Origin of the sequence: Duganella sp. 1411 (assembly GCF_017833525.1) — a bacterium.
In the GTDB taxonomy this organism is placed as follows: Bacteria; Pseudomonadota; Gammaproteobacteria; order Burkholderiales; family Burkholderiaceae_D; genus Rugamonas.
The window spans coordinates 766,127-789,940 of sequence record NZ_JAFICD010000003.1; the positions used below are offsets into that span (position 1 = coordinate 766,127).

Sequence of the window (23,814 nt, forward strand, 5' to 3'; positions counted from 1 at the left end):
CTATTTTAAAGGAAAAGCACAGCCATTTTGCTGCCGCAGACTCGGCGATGAGGGATTTACCACACTATGGGGATAACAGCAGCTGATAGCCGATACGCATGGCGCGCTGCAGGGCGTCGAGCCGGTCGGCGGCGCTTGCCGCCAGCTGTAGATGATGTGTGGAAATGAGTGTGTTCATTTCGGAAAGACGCGCCGACAGCAGCTGCTGGAAGGCGCCGGGCGCGCCGAAGTCGTGGCCCTGCTCGCGGGCCTGGACCAGCAGCCGCAGGCTCTCCAACGCGGCGTCCAGCGCGGCCGCCGCCGGCACCGGCGCCGGTGGCGCCGGCCGGAAGGTGGACAGCGCCCGCGGTAGATAGATGCAGTGGCCCGCGTGCAGCGCGGTGAGGGTGGTGGCGACGTCGGCGCGTTGCGGATAGGCGCTTCCGCGATAACGGCCGAAGGCGTGTCCCAGCGTGCCGCGCTTGAGCAGCAGCGCGCCGGGCGCGCACATCGCGGCGGCGGCGCCGCCGCCATCGCCGAGCAGCATGTTGGCCAGCGAGACGCCGTCGATCACGATGTCGGTGGCGAACAGCGGCGCCGCCGGCAGCGCTTGGCCGTCCGGCGCCAGCGGCTGGCGCCAGCAGGCCACCACGTTCACTTGCGGGTGGTCGACGAAGTAGGGCAGCATGACGGCGATTTTTTCCGGCGCCAGCGTGTCGCCGGGCGGGGCCACGGCGATGTATTCGCCCAGGGCCAGCGCCAGGCAGTGGTTGAGGTTATCGAGCGCGCCGAGGCCCGGCGCGTGGCTGTAGCGCAGGCGGCGGTGCGCTTTCAGATAGGGCTTGAGCAGCGCGTGGCAGGCGCCGTGCGGGCTGCTGTCGCTGACGATCACTTCGCAGTTGGCGTGGGTTTGCGCCAGCGCCGAGGCCAGCGTGGCCTCCAGCAGCGGCGGCGCGGCGGCCGGGATCAGGATGCTGACCAGCGGCAGCGACGCGGCGGCGCCGGCGGCCGGCCGCGCGGCTTTTCGGCGGCGTTTGAGCGTGCCGCGCGCCACGCGCAGGTAAAGCTGTTCGAGGTCGCGCGCCAGCGCCGGGGTGTCGAACAATGGCGCGGCGGCGCGGTTTTTTTTCAGGCGGTTGCGCAGGCGGGCCAGTTCCTTCGGATGGGTGGCGAGGCGGATCGCCTTGGCCGCGTACTGTTTTTCCGTGCGCGCGATCAGCTCCGGCAGGCCGGCCGCCAGCAGCAGGCTGCCGCACACGCGACTGGCGAAGGTGCGGCCGGCGCGGGTGAGCAGCGGCAGGCCGGCCCACAGCGCGTCGCCGGCGACGGCGCCGGCGTTGTGCGGGCCGGTGTCGAGGAACAGGTCGGCGCACTGGTAGCGGGCCAGTTGCCGCTCGCCGGATTCGGGCGCGGCAAAGCACAGGCGGTCGCTGGAAATGTCGCGCTGCAGCGCGGCCAGGCGCAGGTTGTCGCGTACCTGTTCGCTGTCGGTTTGCAGCCATAGCACGCTGCCCGGCACCGCGTGCAGGATCCGCATCCAGGTCGCGAAGCGTTCGGGGACGATCTGCGCGGCGGCGCCGAAGCAGCAGAACACGAACGCGTCGTCGGGCAGCCCCGCCCCGGCGCGCGCGCCGGCCGCCGGTGGCGGCGCAAGCGCGCGGCGGCGGTCCTGCGGCTGGAAGCAGTGCGGAAGATACAGCGGTTTTTCGGAATGGTAGCCGGCCAGTTCCGGTGGCAGCACGAAACTGTCGGCCAGAATGTAATCGACGCAGCCGTTGCCGCTGGAACCGGCCGGTCCGAGCCAGCCGATTTGCACCGGCGCCGGGCGGTGGCCCAGGATGCCCGGCCGCCCTCCCGGCAGCGCGCCGTGCAGGTCGACCAGGATGTCGATCTCGTGGGCGCGGATCGCCTGCGCCGCCTGCGCATCGCTCAATGGGCCGATCGGCACATGCAGGTCGAAGGCGCGCAGCAGGCGTTGGCGCAGCGCCGAATGATCCTCGCCGCTCCAGCAAAAGCCATACACTTCCACCTGATCGCGGTCGTGCAGTTCGAGCAGGTCGGCGATCTGGCGGCCGGTCGGATGCGCGCCGAAGCCGCACGACAGGTAGCCCACGCGCAGCTTGCGGTGCGCGTAGCCATCCTGGTCCGACAACGCCTTGGGCGCGGGCGGGAAGTGGACCGCCACCTCGCGCCGCGCGGTGGCCAGCTGGCGCGCCGGATCGTCGCTCAGGCTGAGCATCGCCGATGCCGACGTGTGGTGCTGCAGCGCCGTCTCGCTCACGCCCGGCACGAAGCCATGCACCGGCCACGCGCACAACTTCAAGCGCAGGTCTAGCCAGCGCGGCACGATCAGTCGTTGTTTGGGATCGAGCTGGAGACTGCGCAGCAGCGCGTCCTCGGCCTGGGCCGGATCGCCTTGCGCCTCCGCCAGCCGGCCGATGTGGTTGAGCAGGCGCACCTGCAGCGAGGCCGCCGCCGGTGGCGCGCCGGGCGGCGCCGCCTCGAGCAGATCGAGCGCCTCGCGCCACATGGCCAGCGCCGCTTCCGGCTGGCGCCTGCGCTCCAGCAGCACGCCGAGACCGAGCTGGCTCTCGGTGAATCCGGGCCGCAGCGCGAGCGATTTGCGGTAGGCGCGTTCGGCGCCGGCGTCGTCCTCGCCCTGCGCGCGCACCACGGCCAGGTTGTACCAGGCCACATACTCGAGGGGGGAATCGCAGTGTTTGAGCCACAGCGTGTACAGCGCGATGGTCTGCTCGATCTTGCCCTGCGCGGCCAGCAGGCCGGCCACGCTGATCAGGTCCATGACGGTCAGCTCGCCCAGTCCCGCGAGCGCCATCGCCAGCGTACCCGCCTCCGCCAGATTACCGGCGGCCATGGCGGCGTGCAGTGGACGGGTCATGGGCGCGTTCGGGAGAGGGCTAGGCCGAAGGCGCCGCGTCCCAGCCGTCGGTGATGTCCGCCGGGTAGCCGCGTTTGAAATGGGTGGTCCACGGGTAGGCCGGCGCGCCGCTGCCGTCCTTGAGGCGGATCTTGCTGGCGTCGCACAGGAAGGTGGCCGGATTGCCGGCGACCACCGTGCCGGGGGCGACGTCGCGGTGCACCTTGCTGTGCGCCGCCACCAGCGCGCGCTCGCCCACCTTCACGCCGGGCAGGATCACCGACATCGCGGCGATGGCGGCGTAGTCGCCGATCTCGGCGCCCATCAGCACATTGCTGGGCGGGTGGGGATCGTTGGTCAGCACCACGTACGGCAGCAGCCAGACGAAGTTGCCGACCTTGGACGTTTTGCCGATGAAGACATTCGACTGGCAGCGCACGTAGTCGCCGATCTGGCAGTCGCCCTGGATATCGTTCATGGTGCCGATCTGGAAGGCGACGCCGGCCACGGTCTTCTCGCGCACCACCACGCGGTGGCCGGTCACCAGCTTGTCGCCGAAGCGCGAGCCCTCGTAGAACACCGAGTGCGAGCGGATGCGCGCGCCCTTGCCGATCACCAGCGGCTGGCCGTCGGCCAGCGGGGTCGGATAGCCGATCTCGCAGTAGCCGTCGATGACGGAGCCGTCGCCGATTTCCACGTTGTCGTGAATGATGGTGAAGGGGCCGACGCTGACGTCGGCGCCCAGTTTGGCTTTGGCCGAAATGAAGGCGCTTGGATGGATCATACGGCGCAGAACTTACGCACGGCGGCCGCCACTTCAAGCGCCTGCTCGTCGCTCATGGTCGGGCCGATCGGCAGGCTCAGAACTTCGCGGTGGATCGCCTCCGCCAGCGGGAACGCGCCCTCGGCGTAACCGAGGCTGGCGTAGGCCGGCTGCAGATGCGGCGGCACCGGATAGTGGACGATGGTGCCGATGCCCTGTTCGGCCAGCGCCTTGGCCAGCGCGTCGCGTTGCGCGTGGCGCACCACGTACAGATGCCACACCGGCTCGGCCCACTCGGGCACGAACGGCAGCGCCAGGCCTTCGATGCCGGCCAGCTCGCGGTCGTAGATGGCGGCGATGGCGCGGCGGCGGGCGTTGTCGGCGTTCAGCTTGGGCAGCTTGACGCTCAACAGCGCCGACTGCACCTCGTCCAGGCGCGAGTTATAGCCCGGCACCTCGTTGTAATACTTGACCTTGGAGCCGTAGTTGCGCAAGGTGCGGATCTTGTCGGCCAGGTCGTCGTCGCTGGTGGTGACGGCGCCGCCGTCGCCCAGCGCGCCCAGGTTTTTGCCGGGATAGAAGCTGAAGGCCGCCGCGTCGCCCAGCTGGCCGGCAACGCCGCCGCGATACAGCGCGCCGTGCGCCTGCGCCGCGTCCTCGATCAGCTTCAGATTATGCTTGTCCGCCAGGGCCTTGAGCGGAGCCATGTCGGCGGTCTGGCCGTACAGGTGCACCGCCAGGATGGCCTTGGTGCGCGGCGTGATGGCCGCCTCCACGCGGGCCGGATCGATATTGAAGCCGTCGGCGGTCGGCTCCACCGGGATCGGCGTCGCGCCGCAGTCGCTGACCGCCAGCCAGGTGGCGATGAAGGTGTTGGACGGCACGATCACCTCGTCGCCGGGACCGACGCCGTAGGCCTTGAGGATCATGAAGATCGCATCGAGGCCGTTGGCCACGCCGATGGCGTGCTTGCTCTTGCAGTAGGCGGCGAAGCTGGCTTCGAAGGCCGACGTTTCGGCGCCCAGCACGTACCAGCCGGAGTGCAGCACGCGCTTGAACGCCGCTTCCAGTTCTTCGGCTTGCGACAGGTTGATGGCTTTCAGGTCGAGGAAGGGAACGCTCATGGTGACACTCGCTTATGGTGGTTGGCCGCGGCCACGAACTCGTCGTAGTCGTGATAGTAGTCTTTGGGGTCGTACAGCGTCGAGGCCATCACCACGCACACCGCGCCGGAGGAGAAGTTCTCCACCTCGCGCCACATCATGCCCGGCACGTACAGCCCGTAGTAAGACCGGTTTAGCTGGAATTTCTTGCGCTCGAAGCCATCGTCGACGATGACGTCGAAGCTGCCCGACATGGCCACGAACAGCTGCTGCAGCTCGATGTGGCCGTGCCCCGCGCGCGACGATCCGCCCGGCACGTCGTACAGGTAGTAGACGCGTTTGATATCGAACGGGATATGCACCCCGCCCTCGATCACCGACAGGTTGCCGCGCACGTCGTGGTGCGGCGGCAGGTCGATCAGCCGGCATTGGTCCATCATGGGCGCACCCCCTCTTTGTGGGCCGCCACCTTGGCGTGGAAGCGCTGCTGCGAAGTGGCCATCATCGGGAACACGCCGCCCAGGCGCGTCGCCACGTCGTCGACGGTCGGCGCCATCACCTCCAGCTCCTCGGGCGCGACGATGCCGATGTCGCACGACTCGATCAGCAGGTCGATGTAGTCGGAGAAGCAGTAGCCGAAGTTGGGATTGGCGTTGGGGTTGGAGTTCGATTCCAGGCGGCGGTCGTGGCGGAAGTAGGACAGCTCCTCGTCGATGTAGAACACCTTGCCGTCGCGCGCCAGATTGAAGTAGGCGGCGACGTCGGCCAGGCCCAGCGTGCAATCGTGGTTGTGATACTTGAACAGATGGCGGCCGATTTCCCACAGCCGCTCGCGGCGGAACATGATCGAGCTGAATTCGCCGACGAAGTTGCGCATGCCCAGCACCATGCTGCGCTGCATATCGCGCGCCGGCATGCTGCCGCTGGCCTCATACGGGCGGCGCGTCTCGGTGCGCTCGTTGTCGACGTTGATCACCTGCGAGGCCGAGAACACCAGCTGGATCTCCGGGTCCATGTTCATGGTCGCGACCATGCGCTCGATGCAGAACGGATGCAGTACGTCGTCGTCGAACAGGGGCTTGATCAACTGGCCCTTGGCCGCGAACAGCGCCGTCAGCACGTTCTGCTCGCGGATCGCGGAATTGCGCTGGTAGATCAGGTGGCCGCTGTACTTGGCGCACATGTCCTTGATCGCCTCGGTCGGGCAGTTGTCGCTGACCAGGATCTCGATGTTCGGATAGCTCTGGCCCAGCGCCGATTTCAGGCAGGTCTCGAAATGGCCGGTCTTGTACGACGGGATGACGATGCTAACTAATGGCAAACTCATTGTGGGATCCCTGCTCAGGCGGCGACTGCGGTTACGATGTACTGCCATGGCAGCGCGTCTTCGACCGCCACCACCGGATCGATGCCGCTGGCGCCGGCCATCAGGCGGATCGCCGGCAGGTACTTCTCGCGCGCCGGTTCGTCGACGATGCGCGCGCTGCCGCCGCTGATCTGGAAGCCGGCCTGCTGGAACATCTCCAGCATGGCGCCGCGCGTGAAGATGCGCTTGCGCGATTTCTCCAGGCCCGCCGGGCCGTAACGCAGGTCGCCGGCGTTCATGCGCGCCTGGATGCTCCAGTGCTGGAAGTTGCGGATGGTGGCGACGATCTTGCCGCCCGGGGCGATGCTGGTGCGGATCTTCTGCAGCAAGGTCCACGGATCGTCGATCATCTCCAGCGCCTCGTCGAGCACCCAGCAATCGGCGCCGCGCACGTGGTCCCACAGATCGGGGCCGGCGTGCTCGATCTCGACGTTGAAGACGAAATCGCAATGCGGCCGGGCCGCCTGGGCCGGTGCCGGATCGGCCTCGATGCCGGTGTAGTCGACGATCGCGTTGCGCGCCTTGTAGGCCTTGGCGAAGGCGCCGTCGCGGCAATGCACCTCGACGATCTTGCGCGCCTCGGGCGGCATGAACTGCAGCAGATCGGTGTTGACCACGGTGGTGGCGCTGGGCAGGTCGTAGTGGTAGCCGCCGGTGCGGATCACGGTGCCCTGCCAGTCATGCTTGATGTAGTTGCGCTTGGGCGGCTTGGGCGCGAAGTCCTCGCGCACCCACTCGATGCTCTCGATCAGATGATGGGCGCCGGCCTGGTGGATCGCCAGCATGGTCGAAATCATCGGCGCGCCGTGCTTGATCGGCATCGGCCACTGGCGCACCACCTCGATATTGGTCAGCATGCAGGCCGGATGCAGGTAGCGCACGGCGCCGTCGGCGCGGTCGTAACCCTGCTCGTTGACCGGCTGGATGGTGCCGACGCCGTACATGCCGGGACGCAGATGGCTGTGCAAGGACTCGATGAAACCGCCCTTGAGGATCTCGACGTCGGAGTCGAGGAACAGCACCTCGCCCGACAGGCCGAGATGGTTGATCGCCCAGCTCAGGCCCGGACCGTGGTGGATGTTGTAGCCGAACGGGATGAACTCGACGTTGTCGAAGCCGTCGGTGATGGCGCGGATCTTCTCGGCCACGTCCGGGTTGGAACCGTCGATGATGTAGACGCGGTTGGTGTAGAACTGGCGCAGGGTGCGCAGCAGCGCCTCGATCAGGTCCGGCGAATTGTAGGACACGCTGACGATCGGGATCTGGTCGATGCGCACCGGCTCCGCCGGCGTCTCGTCCGACGGGCGCACCGCGTGCTGCGGCGCGGCCATGCGCGGCGCGGCCGGCTTGGCCACCTGCTGCAGCACCGTCTCCAGGTTGCGCACGAAGCGCGGCGTGTCGAACAGCGCGCAGGTCATGCGGTTGGCCACCAGCTGGCGCTTCATCGAAGCGATGCGGTTAGGATCGTTGGCCAGCGCCACGGCCTTCTCTTCGTAGTCGGCGAAGTTATGGGTGATCAGCTGCGGCAGGTCGACCGCGCGCAGCAGGCTGCCGGCCATGCGCGACGAGAAGGTGTGGCCGGCGCAGGTGAGCAGCGGCAGGCCGGCCCACAGCGCGTCGCTGGCGGTGGTGCCGGCGTTGAACGGGAAGGTGTCGAGGAACAGGTCGGCCAGCTGGTAGCGCGCCAGGTACTCGGCCGGCACGGCGCGGGTGTTGAAGATCAGGCGGTTGCGGTCGATGCCCGCCTCCTCGGCGTAGCGGTACAGGTTCTCGCGCACCTCCGGATAATCGGCCACCAGCCACAGGACGCTGTTCGGCACCCGGCGCAGGATGTTCATCCACGTCGAGAACATGTCCGGCGTGAACTTGAAGTTGTTGTTGAACGAGCAGAAGACGAAGGCGTCGTCCGGCAGGTTGACGCTGGCGCGGGTCGGCTTGGGGGCGATGGCGCGCTGGCGATCGTTGATCTGGAAGGTGTCGGGCAGGTACAGCGGCTTCTCGGTGAAGTGCTTGGCCATCTCCGGCGTGATCAGGAACTCGTCGGCCAGCACGTAATCGACGCCGGGCAGGCCGGTGCTGCCGGGGAAGCCCAGATACGTCAGCTGCACCGGCGCCGGGCGGAAGGCCAGGATGTTCGGGCGCGCGCCCAGGGTCAGGCCGTGCAGGTCGACCAGGATATCGATTTCGTGGGCACGGATGGTGCGCGCGGCCTGTTCATCGGTCAGCGCGTCGATGCGGATGTAATGGTCCATCGCCTTGACCACGCGGGCGCGGATCGGCGAGCCGTCCTCGCGGCTCCAGCTGAAGGCGTAGACCTCGAACTTGGCGCGGTCGTGCAGCTCATACAGTTCGGCGGTCAGGATGGAGACGGCGTGCGAGCAGAAGTCGGACGACAGGTAGCCGATGCGCAGGCGGCTGTGGCCATAGCCATGGGCGCCGGTCAGCGGGGCGACGGCGGCGTTGACCTTCTCGTTGACGAAGCGGCGGGCGGCGGCCAGCTGCTGGGCAGGATCGTCGGAGGCGCTCAGCATCGCCAGCGCGGAGGTGCCGTCGATCATGGTAGTGACCGAGATGTGTTCCAGGCCGCTGTAGACGGGCCACTCGCACTGCTTCTGGCGCAGGTGGACCCAATGGGTCATCACGTTGGCCTGCTGCGGATCGACGCCCAGGCTCAGGGCCAGCATCTTCTCGGCCTCCGGGTAGCGCTTGCGGATCTCCAGCAGGCGGCCCAGGTTATTCAGCGTCTGCACGTGCAGGGTGGGATTGGTCTTGATATCGGGCTGCACGTCGGTCAGCACCGAGTTCCACATCGCCAGCGCCTCGTCGGGGCGGCCGACGCGTTCGAGCAGGGTGCCCAGATTCAGGCGCGCCTCGACGAAGTTCGGATTGAGCGCGATCGCCTGGCGCAGCACCGCCTCGGCGCCGGCGTCGTCGCCGCTATTGGACAGCACCACGGCCAGGTTGAAGCAGGCCGCGTACGCCAGCGGCGACGGCGTGTGGGCGATCCAGGCGCGATACAGGCCGATGGCGGCGGGCAGCTGGCCGCTCTCCTGCAGCACGGCGGCGGCGCCGAACAGGTCGCCGATGGAAAGCGCGCCCGTGGTGGCCAGCGCCATCACGTTGCCCAGCGGGCTGGTATCGGAAGGAGCGGGTGCGGCAGGAGCTTGAGCGGTCATGGCTGGGCTTAGAGTTGGGTCGGTCCGGCACGCGGCGAACGGCCCGCGGAGCCATAAAAGGTAGGCACTATCATACCTTTTGTCGCTGGATACGGGGCAACTTTTGGCTCAGGAGCAAGAATGTAAAACCACGCCTACTCGACCGATCACAACCTTTGGGGTCAAGTCTAACAATCCGACACCGCCTCGGCCGTACCGCGACGGTACGGCTGTGAGCGTGTATGAATGTTAGACTTGACCCCAGGGCGGGGTTAGCGGTTGGGGACGCTAAACCAGCTGGTGGCGCTGTGGCCGCCGGGCTCGCGGCGGGTGTTCGTCAGCGCGCCGGCGGCGCCTTGCAGACCCTGGCCCGCGTGGTATTGACGCAGTGCGTCAGTCATCGCCTGGACGCTGTTTTCCGCGCCCGCCGACCCCGCTTCGAGCGCGGTCAGCTGTTGCGTTTGTGCCGCATTGGTGGCGCCACTTGTTGCCGGATTGGCAGCGGTGAAGCTGGACAGGGCGTTGCTCAGGCCACTGACTTGCTGTTGCAAAGTGGCAGTTGGTGTTGCCGAAGTTGTCGCTTTTTGCGCCAGGAACCAGACGTCGGCGCTGGCGTGCACGCTGCCGTCGGTGCCGGTGTAGCTCGACGTCAGGCCGATCACGTTGCCGTTTTGCTGCGTCAGCGCGTTGGCGGCGTCGGTGGCGATCGTGGCGATGCCCAGTTGCGCCAAGGTCTTGAGCTCGTCGGCCTGGCTGACGCCGTCCGAGTTGCCGTCGACCCAGACGCGCAGCGCGCCGAACGCGTCGTCGGCGGCGCTGAGCTGGCCGTCGCCGTTGCCGTCGAGCGCGGCCAGCGCGGCGTAGCCGTCGCCCGCCTTGCTGCCATCGGCCAACGTCGTGGCGCTGCCGAACAGCTCGCCGCCGTCGTTGATGAGGCCGTCGCCGTTGCGGTCCAGGGCCAGCAGGCCGTCTTTACTGTCGACCCAGCCGGTGTTGACGGCCTTGCCGTCGCCGCGGATGTCGAATTGCACGCCCGCCGCGATGCTCAAGGTGCGCACGCCGTCGCCGTCCAGGTCCAGCACCAGCGGCGTGGCGTAGTTGACCGAGCCGGCGTTGAGCGCCATCGTTTGCGTGACCGACATCGCTGCCACCTGGGCGCCGGTGAGGGCGTCCGCCTGCGCGACGCTCAGCGCCGTCAGGTTGGTCGTGGTCAGCGACGGGATCTGCCCCGCCGTGAACGCGGCGATCTGGTCGGTCGTGAAGACCTGCAGCTGGCTCGCCTTGAGGCCGGCCACCTGCGTGTTGGTCAGGCCGGCGATCTGCGCGGTCGACAGGTAGCCGATCTGCGTCACCGTCAGCGAACCGAGCTGGCTGGTGGTCCAGGCGGCCAGCTGCGTCGGGGTGAAGGCGTTGATCTGGTCGATCGTCAGCGCGGCGATCTGGGCGTTCTTGAGCGCGCCCATCTGCGTGGTGGTCAAGGCGGCGGCCTGGGTGCCGGTCAGCGCGTTCAGTTGCGTCGACGTCATCGTCTGGATTTGCGCCGTGGTCAGCGCCTGCAACTGGTTGGTGTCGAAGGCGGCGACCTGGTCGACCGTCAGCGCGGTGACCTGGCTCAGTTTGATACTGGCCACCTGGTCCGTCGTGAGGGCCTGGATCTGGCCGTTCGACAGCGCGGACAGTTGCGTGGTGTTGAGGTAACCGATCTGCGCCGTGCGCAGCGCGCTGATCTGGCTGGTGCTCATGGCGAACAGCTGGTCGGCCGTCATCGCGCCCAGCTGGGCGCTGGTGAGCGCCTGCACCTGCGCCGTGTTCAGGCCAGGCAGTTGCGTGACGTCGAGGCTGGCAACTTGCAAGGTGCCCAGCGCGGCGACATCGGCCGTGGCGAGCGCGCCGATCTGCGCGGTCGACAGCGACATCACGGCGGTGACGCTGAGGGCGGCCGCCTGGGCGGTGCTCAGCGCGCCGATCTGGTCGGTGCTGAAGGCGCCGATCTGGACGCCGTCGATGGCGGCGACCTGCGCCGTCTTCAGGCCGCGCACCTGGTTGGTGGTCAGCGCGACGGTCTGGGCGGTGCTCAGGCCGATGAACTGGCTGGCCGTCAGCGCGGCGACGTCCTGCGTGTCGAGCGCTGCGACCTGGGCGGTGCTCAGCGCGGCCAACTGGTCGGCGGTCAGCCATTGCATTTGCGCGGTGGACAGGCCGGTCATTTGCGCCGTGGCCAGCGCGGCGATCTGATCGGTGCTCAGGCTGGAGGCCTGGGCGGTCGTCAGCGCGGCGATCTGGGCGGTAAGAAGCGCCTGGATCTGGTCGGTGGTCAATGCCTGCAGGGTGTCGATGGTCAGGCCGTACGCCAACTGCGCGGTGCTCAGCGCGGCGATGTGCGCGGTGTCGAGCGCGGCCACCTGCGCCGTTTGCAGGCCGTTGGACAGCTGGCTGGTGCTGAAGGCGGCCAGTTGCGCCAAGGTCAGCGAATTGAGCTGCGCCGTGGCCAGCGCGGCGACCTGCAGCGAGTTGATGGCGGCGATCTGGCGCGTGCTCATGACGGCCAGGTCGGCCGTTTCCAGCGCGACGATCTGATCGGTCGTCAGCGCGGTGACTTGCTGCGTGGTCAGGGTCGATGCCTGTGCGGTGCTCAGCGCGACGATCTGGTCGGTGGTCAGCGACTGCACCTGGCTGCTGCCCAGCACCGACGTTTGCGCGGTGCGCAATGCGACGATCTGGTCGGTCGTCAATGCGGCGACGCTGTCGTTGCCCAGGCCGTAGACCAGTTGCGCGGTGGTCAGCGAACTGATGTGGTTGGCATCCAGCGCGGCCAGTTGGGTCGTGCTCAGGCCGCTATTGATCTGGCTGGTGGTCAGCGCGGCCAAATCGGCCGTGGTCAGGCCGTTGAGCTGGTCGCTGTTCAGCACGGCGATCTGGTCGCTGGTCAGCGCCACCATCTGGCGCGTGGTGAACGACGACAGGTCGGCCGTTTCCAGCGCGACGATCTGTTGGGTCGTCAGCGCGGCCACTTGCTGCGTGGTCAGGGTCGATGCCTGCGCGGTGCTCAGCGCGACGATCTGGTCGGTGGTCAGCGCCTGGACTTGGCTGCTGCCTAGTGCGGACGTTTGCGCGGTGCGCAATGCGACGATCTGGTCGGTCGTCAAGGCGGCGATGCTGTCGTTGCTCAGGCCGTAGACCAGTTGCGCCGTCGTCAGCGAGCCGACGTGATCGGCGTCCAGCGCGGCCAGTTGGGCCGTGCTCAGGCCGTTGATGATCTGGCTGGTGGTGAGCGCGGCCAGTTCGGTCGTCGTCAAGCTGTTGAGTTGGTCGCTGTTCAGCACGGCGATTTGGTCGCTGGTCAGCGCCACCATCTGGCGCGTGGTGAACGACGACAGGTCGGCCGTTTCCAGCGCGACGATCTGTTGGGTCGTCAGCGCGGCGACTTGCTGCGTGGTCAGGGTCGACGCCTGCGCGGTGCTCAGCGCGACGATCTGGTCGGTGGTCAGCGACTGCACTTGGGCGCTGCCCAGTGCCGACGTTTGCGCGGTGCGCAGGGCCGCCAACTGATCGGTCGTCAGCGCGGCGATGCTGCCGCCGCTCAAGCCGTAGACCAGTTGCGCGGTGGTCAGCGCCGCGATGTGGTCGGCGTCCAACGCGGCCAGCTGGGCCGTGCTCAGGCCGCTATTGATCTGGCTGGTGGTCAGCGCGGCCAGTTCGGTCGTGGTCAGGCTGTTCAGTTGGTCGCTGTTCAGCACGGCGATCTGGTCGCTGGTCAGCGCCACCATCTGGCGTGTGGTGAACGACGCCAGGTCGGCCGTTTCCAGCGCGACGATCTGTTGGGTCGCCAGCGCGGCCACTTGCTGCGTGCTCAGGGTCGATGCCTGGGCGGTGCTCAGCGCGACGATTTGGTCGGTAGTCAGCGCCTGCACCTGGGCGCTGCCCAGTGCTGACGTTTGCGCGGTCCGCAGCGCCGCCAACTGATCGGTGGTCAGCGCGGCGATGCTGTCGCTGCTCAAGCCGTAGACCAGTTGCGCGGTGGTCAGCGCCGCGATGTGGTCGGCGTCCAAAGCGGCCAGCTGGGCCGTGCTCAGGCCGCTATTGATCTGGCTGGTGGTGAGCGCGGCCAGTTCGGTCGTCGTCATGCCGTTGAGCTGGTCGCTGCTCAGCACGCCGATCTGGCCGCTGGTGAGCGCGACGATCTGGCGCGTGGTGAACGACGACAGGTCGGCCGTTTCCAGCGCGACGATCTGCGCCGTCGTCAGCGCCGCCACCTGTTTGGTGGCCAGCGACGCGGTTTGTTCGGTGGTCAACGCGGCGATCTGATCGGTGTTGAGGCCGGCGACGAGCTGGTCGGTGGTCAGCGCGGCGATTTGCGAGGTGGCAAGCGAAGCCACCTGGTCGGTCAGCAGCGCTTGCAACTGGGCCGTGCCGAGCGCGGTGACTTGCGCGGTGGACAGCGCGGCCAGGTCGACCGTCTCCAACGCGGCCACCTGGTCGCTGACCAGCGCGGTCAGCTGGACGCTGGTCAGCGCGCGCACCTGATCGGTGGTCAACGCGACGATCTGGTCGCTGGTCAGCGCGGCGAATTGCGCACCCAGCAAGTTCTTGATGGCGCTGGTGTTGATCGCGGCGAACTGGTCGGTATTGAACGCGGCCAGCTGGGCGGAATTGAGCGACGGCAATTGCGCCGACGTCAGCACCGCCACATGGGCGGTTTCCAGCAGGCTTAATTGCAAGGTCGTCAGCGCGCCCAGCAGTTGCGTGGTGAGGCCGGTGACGGCGCTGGTCGACAGCGCGTTGAGCTGGTCGGCGGTCAGCGCGCCGATCTGGTCGGTGTTGAAGGCCGCCAACTGATTGCTGTGCAGGGCGACGAAGTCCATCGTGCTGAGCGCGGCGATCTGGTCGGTGCTGAGCACGCCGATTTGCTGGGTGTTCAGCACGCCAACCTGCGCCGTGCCCAGCGACATGATCTGGTCGGTGTTGAAGGCGGCGATCTGCGCCGTGCCGAGGCCGCCGATTTGCGCGGTGCCCAGGGTACTAACCAGGTCGGTTGTCAGCGCGGCGACGTTGGCGGTGGTCAGCGCGGCGATTTGCGCCGTCTTCAGCACGGCGAAGTCGGCCGTTTCCAGCGCGTTGAGCTGGTCGCTGCTGAGCGCGGCCAGTTGCGCGGTGCTCAGCGCGGCCGTCTGCAGGCTGGTCAGCGCGACCATCTGGTCGGTCGTGATCGCGCCGAACTGGGCGCTGTTGAGCGCGCCCAATTGCGTGCTCGACAAGGTGGCGAAGTTGTCGGTGCTGATGGCGGCGATCTGCTCGCTGCCGAGCGCGCCGAGCTGGCGCGTGGCCAGGTTGTTTATCTGCAGCGTGGTCAGCGCGGCGATCTGGTCGGTGGTCAGCGAGGCCGCCTGCGCCGACGTCAGCGCGTTGAGCTGGGCGGTGGTGAGGTTTTGCAGCTGGTCGATCGTCAGCGCGGTCAGTTGCGTGGTGGTCAGCGCCTGCACTTGCGCCGTCCTCAGCGCTTGCAGGTCGTCGGTGGCGATCGCCTGTATCTGGTCGGTGCCGAGCGCGATCAGCTGGTTGCTGCCGAGCGCGGCCACTTGCGCGGTGGTCAGGTTGTCGATCTGCGTGAGGCCGAGCTGGCTGATTTGCAGCGTGCTCAGCGCGGCGATCTGGTTGCTGACCAGCGCGGCCAGGTCTTCCAACTCCATCGCGGCGATCTGCGCGGAGCTGAGCGCGGCGATCTGCGCCGTCGCCAACTGGGCGACTTGGCGCGTCGTCAGCTGGACGATCTGGTCGTTGCTGAGCGCGTGGAACTGGGCCGTCGTCAACGCGTTCAATTGCGCCGAACCCAGGCTTTGCAACTGGTCGGCCAGCAGCGCGTTGAGCTGGTCGGTGGCCAGTGCGGCGATCTGCGAGGTCTTAAGGGCGAGCAACTCGACGCTGGTCAGCGCCTGGATTTGGTCGGTGGTCAGCGACAGCAGCTGGTTGGTGCTCAGTGCCTGCGTCTGCAAGGTGGTCAGCGCGGCGACGCGGTCGACCGTCAAGGACTGGATCTGGCCGGTGCCGAGCGCGGCGATCTGCGCGGTCTTGAGCGCGGCCAGGTCTTCCAGCTCGATGGCGCCCAGTTGGAGCGTACTCAGCGCGGCCACCTGCGCGGTGGCCAGTTGCGCGTATTGCAGCGTGGTCAGTTGGATGATCTGATCGGCGGTGAGCGACTGCAACTGCGTGCTGGTCAAGGCGTTGAGCACGGCCGCCGACAGGTTCTGCACCTGGTCGATGACGAGCGCGCCGAGCTGGTCGGTGCTGAGCGCGAGGATCTGCGCGGTCTTGAACGCCAGTATGTCGGCGCTGGTCAGTGCTTGCACTTGCGCCGTGGTCAGCGCGGCGATCTGCGCGGTCGCCAGCGTGCCGACCTGCGCCGAGGTCAGCGACTGGATCTGGTCGACGGTCAACTGGGAGACGCGCTCGGTGCTCAGCGCGTTCAGTTGCGCGGTTTTCATGACGGCCAGGTCTTCGAGCTCGATCGCGCGCACTTGATCGCTGCCGAGGGCGGCGACGCCGGCGGTGCTGAGCGCGCCGATCTGGCGCGTGGTCAGCGCCACGATCTGGTCGGTGCTCAGCGCGGCGATCTGGGCCGTGGTCAGGCCGGCGATCTGGTTCGACGTCAAGGCCTGGATCTGGTCGGTGCTCAGGTTGTTCAAGCCGCCGAGCGCGCCCAGCTGGGCGGCGCTGAGCGCGGCGAAGTCTTCCGAGCTGAGCGCGTGGATCTGGTCGGACGACAGCGACGACAGCTGGGCGGTCGACATCGAGGCGACTTGGGCGCTGGTGAGCGCGGTCACCTGGTCGGTGCTGAGGTGGACGATGTGGCCGGTGTTGAACGCGCCGATCTGCGCGGTTTTCAGCACGGTGATGTCATCGGTGTTGAGCGCGGCCAGCTGATCGGTGGTCAGGCTGGCGATCTGGCCGGTGGCCAGCGCGGCGACCTGCTGCGTGGTCAGCGAGGCGATCTGCGCGGTCAGCAGGCTCTGGAATTGCGAGGTGCCCAGCGACGCCAGTTGCGCGGCGGTCATGCCCTGCAATTGGTCGGTGGAGATCGCTTCGAGCTGGGCGCTGTTGAACGCCTGCAATTGCACGGTCCGCAGCGCGGCCAGGTCGCGCGTTTCCAGCGCGCGCACCTGGTCGGTGAGCAGCGCGGCGAGTTGCTGGCTGGTCAGGTTGGCCACTTGCGTGACGCTCAGGCCGGCGATCTGGTCGCTGTTGAGCAGCACGAATTGCTCGGTGCCCAAGGCCGCCACTTGCTGGGTCTTGAAGGCGGCCAGGTCTTGCGTTTCCAGCGCGGCCAACTGGCCGGCGGTCAGCGCGCGCACCTGGACGGTGGTCAGGTTGCTCGCTTGCAGGGTGTTTAGCGCGACGATCTGGTCGGTGCCGAGCGCGCGGAACTGTTCGCTGGTGAGCACGGCCATCTGGGCGGCCGTCATGGAGCGGAACTGGTCGCTGGTCAACGCGCCGACCTGGGCGGTGGTCAGCGCCACGACTTGCGCCGTTCTCAGCGCGGCGATGTCGCCGGTGGCGAAGGTTTGCAACTGGTCGGTGCCGAGCGCGACCAACTGGGCCGTGCTGAGGCCCGCCACTTGCACGCTGGTCAGCGCGGCCGCCTGGGCGGTGCTCAGGTTAGCGATCAGGCTGGTGCCCAGCGCGGCGATCTGCAAGGTCCGCAGGGCGGCGACATCCTGGCTTTCCAGCGCGTTCAACTGGTCGCTGCCGAGGGCGGCGACTTGCTGCGTGGACAGGCCGCTCACTTGCGCGGTGGTCAGCGCGATCAGCTGGTCGCTGTTGAGGGCGGCGATCTGGGCGGTTTTGATGGCGGCCACTTGCGCCGTCTTCAGCAACGCCAGGCCGTCGGTGCCCAGGGCCAGCAATTGTGCGCTGCTCAGCAGGGCCACTTGCGTGGTCGCCAGGCTGGTCACCTGCGCCGTGCCCAGCGCGGCGATTTGCGTGCTGTTCAGCGCTTGCAGCTGCGCGCTGCTTAGCGCGTTCAATTGGACGGTGGTCAGCGCCTGCACCTGGTCGGCGCTCAGCGCGTTCAGGTTGGCCGTGCTCAGGCCGGCCAGTTGCGCGGTTTTCAGCGCGGCCAGGTCGCGCGTTTCCATCGCGGCGATCTGCTCGCTGCGCAGCGCCTGCAACTGGCGCGTGCTCAGGCTGGCGACTTGTGCGGTGGCCAGCGCGACGATCTGGTCGGTGCTCAGCAGGGCGATCTGGTTGGTGGCCAGCGCGGCCAGTTGCGCCGTCTTCAGCGCGGCCAGGTCGTCGGTCTCGATCGCCAGCAGCTGGTCGTTCGACAGCTGGGCGATCTGCGCGGTGGTCAGGTTGCTTGCCTGCGCGGTGGTCAGCGCGACGATCTGGTCGGTCGTCAGCGCCGCCAGCTGCTTGCTGTTGAGCGCGGCGATTTGCTGGGTTTTCAGCGATTGCAACTGGTCGGTGGTCAGCGCCGCCACGACGGACGTGCCGAGGCCGACAAGTTGTTGCGTCTTGATTGCGACCAGGTCCTGCGTTTCCATCGCCACCAGTTGCTCGGTCGACAGCAGCGCCAGTTGTTGGGTGGACAATGCGCCGGCCTGCGCCGTCGTCAGCGCGATGATCTGGTCGGTGGTGACGGCGGCGAATTGGCCGGCGGTGAGCGCGTTCAATTGCGTCGATTTGAGCGCCGCCCAGTCGGCGGTGGTCAGCGCGGCCACTTGCGCGGTCAGCAGGTAGGCGACCTGGGCGGTGCTGAGGGCGTTCACTTGCGCCGTCGTCAGCGCGCCCAGTTGGGCCGAGCTGAGCACCTGGATCTGGTCCGAGCTCAGTTGCGCGATTTGTGCGGTTTTCAGCGCGGCGATCTGGTTGGTGGTCAGGGTGGCGATGGCCTTGGTGCCCAGGCTGAGCAACTGGCTGGTTTTGAGCGCGGCGAAGTCCTGCGTTTCCATCGCGGCCAACTGGTCGGTGGTGAGCGCCTGCAGCTGGACGCCGGTTAGCGCGCCGGCCTGCTGGGTTGTCAGCGCGACGATCAGGTCGGTGTTCAGCGCGGCCACTTGGGCCGGGGTCAGCGCGGCGATCTGCGCGGTTTTCAGTGCGGCGAAGTCGATCGTTTGCAGCGCGTTGAGCTGGTCGGTCGACAGGGCGGCGATGGCGCGCGTGCTCAGTGCGGCGGTCTGGGCGGTGGTCAGCGCGACGATCTGGTCGGTCGTCAGCGCGGCGAGCTGGGCATTGGTGAAGTTGCTCAACTGGGTGCTGGCCAGCGCGGCGAACTGGGTCGTCGTCAGCGCGGCGACCGCGGTGCTCGACAGCGCGGCGGCCTGCTGCGATTTGAGCGCGACCAGATCCTGGGTTTCCATGGCGGCGACCTGGTCGCTGCCGAGCGCGGCGACCTGCTGGGTGAGCAGCGAGGCCGTTTGCAGCGTCGTCAGGCCCGCGACCTGATCGGTGGTGAGCGCGGCGAACTGGCCGGTGGACAGGGCGGCGATCTGGCTGGTTTTCATGACGGCCAGGTCGCGCGTTTCGATGGCGGCGACCTGGTTGCTGCCGAGCGCGGCGATCTGGCGGCTGGTCAGCGCGGCGCTCTGGCCGGTGCTCAGGCTGACGATCTGATCGGTGCCGAGGGCGGCGGCTTGCTGCGTCGACAGCGCGGCGATCTGGGCGGTGGTGAGCGCGGCGATCCGGCCGGTGTCGAGCGCGGCGATGTTGGCGGTGCTCAGTCCGGCCAACTGCTGGGTGCGCAGCGCGGCCAGGTCCTGCGTTTCCATGGCGTTCAGCTGGTCGCTGGACAGGGCGGACAGTTGCAGCGAACTCAGGGCGCTGGCCTGCGCGGTTTTCAGCGCGACGATCTGGTCGGTGCCGAGGGCGGCGATCAGGCCGGTGCCCATGGCGGCGATCTGCGCGGTCTTGAGCGAAGCCAGGTTGGCGGCGCTGAGCGCGCCCAGCTGCAAGGTCGACAACACCGTCATGTGCTGCGTGGTCAGGCCGTTGGCCTGGGCCGTGCCCAGCGCGGCGATCTGGTCGGTGTCGAGCGCCGACAGTTGCGCCGTCTTCAGCGCGGCGATCTGCGCGGTCGTCATGGCGGCAATCTGGGCGCTGCCCAGCGCGGCGATGCCGTCGCTGGAGATCGCGGCGATTTGTTGCGTGCGCAGCGCGGCCAGGTCCTGCGTTTCCAGCGCGGCGAGCGAGGCGGTGCCCAGCGACGCCAGTTGCGCCGTGGTCATGCCGGCCGCCTGCGCGGTCGTCAGCGCGGCGATCTGGTCGGTGGCCAGCGCATTGAGCTGGGCCGTCGTCAGCGCGGCGACCTGCGCCGTTCGCATGGCGGCGATGTCGCGCGTCTCGATCGCGGCGACCTGCTCGGTCGTCAGCACGGCGACTTGGGCGGTGGTCAGCGCGGCGACCTGCTGGGTGCTCAGCGCGACGATCTGGTCGGTGCTCAGCGCGCGCAACTGGTTGCTGCGCAAGGCCGCGACCTGGGCGGTCGTCAGCGCGGCGATCTGGTCGGTGCTGAGGACGCTCGTGGTGGCGGTGCCGAGCGCGTTCAGTTGCTGGCTCTTGAGCGCGGCGAAGTCCTGGGTTTCCATCGCGGCCAGTTGGTCGCTGCTCATCTGGCTCAGTTGCAGCGTGGTCAGCGCGGCGGTTTGCGCGGTCGTCAGCGCCACGATCTGGTCGGTGCCGAGGGCGGTGAATTGCTTGGTGGTCAGTGCGGCGATCTGCGCGGTCTTGAGCGCGGCGAAGCCTGCGGTGCCGAGCGCGGCCAGCTGGTCGCTGCCGAGGGCGCCGATTTGCGCGGTCGACAGGCTGCTGCTCTGCGCGGTGCGCAGCGCGGCCATCTGATCGGTCGTCAGCGCGCCCAGCGCGGCGGTGCCGAGCGAGACCAGCTGCTGCGTGGTCAGGGCGGCGATGTCGTCGGTGTCGATGCTGGCGAGCTGGCCGCTGGTCAGCGCGGCCAGTTGACGGGTTTGCAAGGCGACGGTCTGGCCGGAGGTCAGCGCGGCGATCTGGGCGGTGCCGAGCGCGCGCAGTTGCGCGGTGTTCAGCGCGACCACCTGGCGGGTTTGCAGCGCGGCGATGTCATCGGCTTCGATCAGCGCCACCTGCGCGGTCGTCAGCGCGGCGACCTGCGCCGTGGCCAGCGCGGCGAACTGGTCGGTGGTCAAGCCGTGGACCAGCTGATCGGTGGTCAGGCTGATCATTTGCCCGGTGGTCAGCGCCTGGATTTGCCGGGTGGTGAAGCCATAGCCGATCTGCTCGGTGCTGAGCGCCTGCAGGTTCTGGGTCGACAGCGCCCGTAACTGGGCGGTCCCGATGGCGGCCAATTGCAGGGTCGACAACACGGACATATGTGTTGTAGTCAGCAAAGCAATTTCCGCAGTCGTCAGCAGCGCAATCTGGTTAGGTTGCAGGCTGACGATTTGGTCGGTGGTCAATCCAGGTACTATCGATGGCATAATTTAATCTCCTTACGGAAATATATCTTACCGGCAATTACCTCGATTGAGTGAGAAGAAGCACAAATGTCCTCTAAATCTTGGCCTGAAAACAATGACTTAGCGTTGTTTTCTTCATCAGCCGGCCGGAACGGCGTGGCATGCAAAATAAGCAAATAAGAAACACTGTAAGATAGTGGCTCGCGCGTAACCTTTTTTGTGCCCTCTATGCTGCTCACGCCCGCCACATTTATTCCCCTGATTCAGCCCGAAGCGCACGACCGTGCGCGCACTTTTGTGTTCCATCGCGGAGAGTTGCTATTGCGCAACGCCACTTTGGGCTTGCCGGACCCGGACACGGTCGCCGCGCTCTGGCTGCCGCCGGAGCGGGTGCACCCGCTGGGCAAGTGGGAAGGCGCTTACTATCAATTGGCATGGCTGGACCAGCCGCTGGCGCTGGACGGCGAGCATGGCTACCACGGGCTGCGCTCGCTGTTCGGCGCCGTCGACGATGGTTTTCTGGGCTTGGCGGGAAGGGCGTTCCAGCTGGCCGAATGGGCGCGCACGCACCGCTACTGCGGCGCCTGCGGCACGCCGACCCGGCAACTGACCGGCGAGCGCTGCTACCAATGTCCGAACTGCGGCATGAGCGCCTATCCGCGCATCTCGCCGGCGATGATGGTGCTGATCCGCAAGGGCGACTCGGTGCTGCTGGCGATGCACACCAATTCGCCCGCCAGGCGTTACACGGCGCTGGCCGGCTTTCTCGAGGCCGGCGAATCGATCGAGGAAGCGATCCACCGCGAGGTGTACGAGGAGGTCGGACTGCGGGTGCACAACCTGCGCTACTTCGGCAGCCAGTCGTGGCCGTTCCCGCATTCGTTGATGATCGCCTACACGGCCGACTATCTGGACGGCGAGATCCGCGTCGACCAGGCGGAAATCGCCGACGCGCGCTGGTTCGGGCCGGATGACGAATGGCCCGCCTCGCCGGTGACCGTGTCGATCGCGGCCAAATTATTGAACGCTCACCGTCCAACACGATGAGCATCGCATGGAATGAAGTCCGGCACGCCGGCGACCTGGAGGCGGCGTTCGCGCTGGCGCGCTCGCGGCGGCAGCCGTTGTTCCTGTATTGGGGCGCGGTGTGGTGTCCGCCGTGCAATCGCGTCAAGGCCGAAATCTTCGCGCGCGACGAATTCGTGCGGCGCTCGGCGTTTGCGCTGTGCTGCCATCTGGACGGCGACACGCCCGGCGCGCAGGCGCTGGCCGCGCGGTACGGGCTGCGCAGCTATCCGACCTTGGTGCTGTTCGCGCCGGACGGCGGCGAGATCACGCGGCTGCCGTGCGAGCTCGACGGCGAATCATTCGTCGCCGCCTTCGACACGGCGCTGGCCGTGCACGCGGCCGGCTCCGGCGCGGCCGCCGCGTTGACGGCCGCCTTGTCCGGCGCGCGCAAGCTGGGCGCGGACGAATGGTCGTTGCTGAGCCACTACTCCTGGGACACCGACGAAGGCCGCCTGCTGGGCGGACGCGATCTTGCCGCCACCTTGCTGGCGCTGGCGCGCGCCTGCAATGGTGTCGACGCCGACGCGGCGGCGCGGCTGGCTCTGCACGGGCAACTGGCGTCGGCCGGCAAGGGCGTGGACGCGGCGGCCAACGCCGAGGTGCTGATGGCGATTTTCTCGGACGCGCGGCTGGCGCGCGCCAACATGGATATTCTCAGCAACAGCGGCGTCAACCTGATCAAGTTCGCCAGCCGGCGCGAGGAGCTGGCCGCCGTGTTGAGCGGCGCGGCCGCGCGCTGGGCTGATGATTTCTGGCTCGGCGCGCCGGACCGGCTGGCGGCGGCGCGGCTGCAAATGCGGCTGACGCGCTTGCTCGCGGCGTCGCAAGGTTTGCAGGAGCAGGTGCGGGAGCGGGTCGACGCGGCGCTGGCGGAGGCGAGCGATCCCTACGAGCGGCACACCCTGGTCAACACGGCGGTCAGCGCGCTGAACGACGCCGGCTTGGCGGCGCGCGCGGAGCAGGTGCTGCTGGCCGAGTTGCCGCGTTCACACTCGCCGTACTACTTCATGCTGAGTCTGGCGGCAGGCGCCAAGCGGCGCGGCGACACGGCGGGCGCGCTCGACTGGTATCGGCAGGCGAGGGACGCGGCGGTGGGGCCGGCGACGCGCTTGCAGTGGGGCGTCACGTATCTCAATAGTTTGCAGGAGTTGACGCCGCAAGACGCGCAGCGCATCGAGCAGGCGGAGCAGGGCCTGCGGGCCGATATCGCCGCGGCCGGCGCGGACGCCTACCAACAGCGCAATCTGGCGCAGCTCCAAAAGCTGCGCGATGAGAAATGGCTGGCCGGACCGCTAAGTTAGCGGACACCGGAATCACGTAGGGCGGATTAGCGGGCGAGGCCCGCCAATCCGCCCGGGGGCCATCGAACGAGCGTCCTCCTGCCGGAGGACTTGAGAGCGCAGCGTAATCGGCCATGCATGCTCAGTCGATAGTTTGAATCAGGCGGCATCCCGCAGCTGAATTTCAACCCTTAGGCCCGCTGCGGCGGCCATGTTCACCAGGGCATCGATGCCAAACAGGTTGATCTTCCCGCGCATCAGATCGGAGACTCGCGGCTGAGTGACGCCAAAGAGCTTGGCGGCCTCAGTTTGGCTTAAACCGGTCCGTGCGATATGGTCTGTTAACTGGGCCATCAATTGAGAGCGCAGCTTCATGTTCTCGGCCTCGACCGGGGTGTCCTCAATGGCATCCCAAACGCTGGCAAATTGTTGTTTGGTCATTTCCCCAACTCCATCTTGAGTTCGCGGTAGCGCTGCGCAGCCAGATCGATATCTTGTTTGCGAGTTTGCTGTGTTTTTTTCTGAAAGCAGTGCAGCACATAGACGGCATCGGCAAACTTTGCGACATAGACGACACGGAACGCGCCTGCGGCATCTTGAATTCGAATTTCATTCACACCTGGCCCGACGCTCGCCATAGGTTTCCAGTCGTTTGGTTCCTGGCCATGTTGTAGAAGATCTATCTGATAGCCTGCCTCACGCCTGGCCTCGATAGGGAAGGCGCGCAAATCGTCCAATGAACGTCCTCGAAACTCTACCGGCTTTGGATCAGTCATCCCACCAATATACAAAATTTTGT

The 23,814-nt window shown here is 67.4% G+C and carries 11 protein-coding genes; 2 read left to right on the forward strand and 9 right to left on the reverse strand.

Annotation, left to right across the window (positions count from 1 at the left end):
• Positions 1-64: 64 nt before the first annotated feature.
• From JOD97_RS20460 to JOD97_RS20490, 7 genes are all read right to left on the reverse strand, one after another.
• A complete protein-coding gene (locus tag JOD97_RS20460; protein WP_209722369.1) occupies positions 65-2,878 on the reverse strand; it encodes a glycosyltransferase in 2,814 nt (937 codons plus the stop codon).
• Positions 2,879-2,897: 19 nt separating this feature from the next.
• Positions 2,898-3,641 (reverse strand): N-acetyltransferase, encoded by a 744-nt coding sequence (locus JOD97_RS20465; RefSeq protein WP_209722372.1) that lies wholly within the window; start codon positions 3,639-3,641, stop codon positions 2,898-2,900.
• Complete coding sequence (locus JOD97_RS20470) at positions 3,638-4,744, reverse strand: DegT/DnrJ/EryC1/StrS aminotransferase family protein (protein ID WP_209722375.1); 1,107 nt, start codon at positions 4,742-4,744, stop codon at positions 3,638-3,640. The genes JOD97_RS20465 and JOD97_RS20470 overlap by 4 nt, the downstream gene beginning before the upstream one ends.
• Entirely contained in the window at positions 4,741-5,163 is a 423-nt protein-coding gene (locus JOD97_RS20475) for an FdtA/QdtA family cupin domain-containing protein (protein WP_209722377.1), read from the reverse strand. Before JOD97_RS20475 ends, JOD97_RS20470 begins: the two co-directional genes overlap by 4 nt.
• The gene (locus JOD97_RS20480; protein ID WP_209722380.1) at positions 5,160-6,050 is read right to left on the reverse strand and encodes a glycosyltransferase; all 891 of its coding nucleotides are present in this window, start codon (positions 6,048-6,050) and stop codon (positions 5,160-5,162) included. The genes JOD97_RS20475 and JOD97_RS20480 overlap by 4 nt, the downstream gene beginning before the upstream one ends.
• Before the next feature lie 14 nt (positions 6,051-6,064).
• A complete protein-coding gene (locus tag JOD97_RS20485) occupies positions 6,065-9,265 on the reverse strand; it encodes a tetratricopeptide repeat protein (protein WP_209722383.1) in 3,201 nt (1,066 codons plus the stop codon).
• A gap of 251 nt (positions 9,266-9,516) precedes the next feature.
• The gene (locus tag JOD97_RS20490; RefSeq protein WP_229264582.1) at positions 9,517-20,688 is read right to left on the reverse strand and encodes a hypothetical protein; all 11,172 of its coding nucleotides are present in this window, start codon (positions 20,686-20,688) and stop codon (positions 9,517-9,519) included.
• Positions 20,689-20,895: 207 nt separating this feature from the next.
• On the opposite strand from JOD97_RS20490, the gene nudC reads away from it, so the two are divergent.
• Together nudC and JOD97_RS20500 are read left to right on the forward strand one after the other, a co-directional pair.
• A complete protein-coding gene (gene nudC, locus JOD97_RS20495; protein WP_209722386.1) occupies positions 20,896-21,714 on the forward strand; it encodes an NAD(+) diphosphatase in 819 nt (272 codons plus the stop codon).
• The gene (locus JOD97_RS20500) at positions 21,711-23,036 is read left to right on the forward strand and encodes a thioredoxin family protein (protein WP_209722389.1); all 1,326 of its coding nucleotides are present in this window, start codon (positions 21,711-21,713) and stop codon (positions 23,034-23,036) included. The genes nudC and JOD97_RS20500 overlap by 4 nt, the downstream gene beginning before the upstream one ends.
• 138 nt (positions 23,037-23,174) lie before the next feature.
• Here the strand turns inward: JOD97_RS20500 and JOD97_RS20505 are convergent, their stop codons facing one another.
• A complete protein-coding gene (locus tag JOD97_RS20505) occupies positions 23,175-23,456 on the reverse strand; it encodes a helix-turn-helix domain-containing protein (RefSeq protein WP_209722392.1) in 282 nt (93 codons plus the stop codon).
• Positions 23,453-23,791 carry a type II toxin-antitoxin system RelE/ParE family toxin gene (locus JOD97_RS20510; RefSeq protein ID WP_209722394.1) on the reverse strand — a complete coding sequence of 113 codons (339 nt, stop codon included), beginning with the start codon at positions 23,789-23,791 and terminating at the stop codon, positions 23,453-23,455. Before JOD97_RS20510 ends, JOD97_RS20505 begins: the two co-directional genes overlap by 4 nt.
• Positions 23,792-23,814 lie beyond the last annotated feature (23 nt).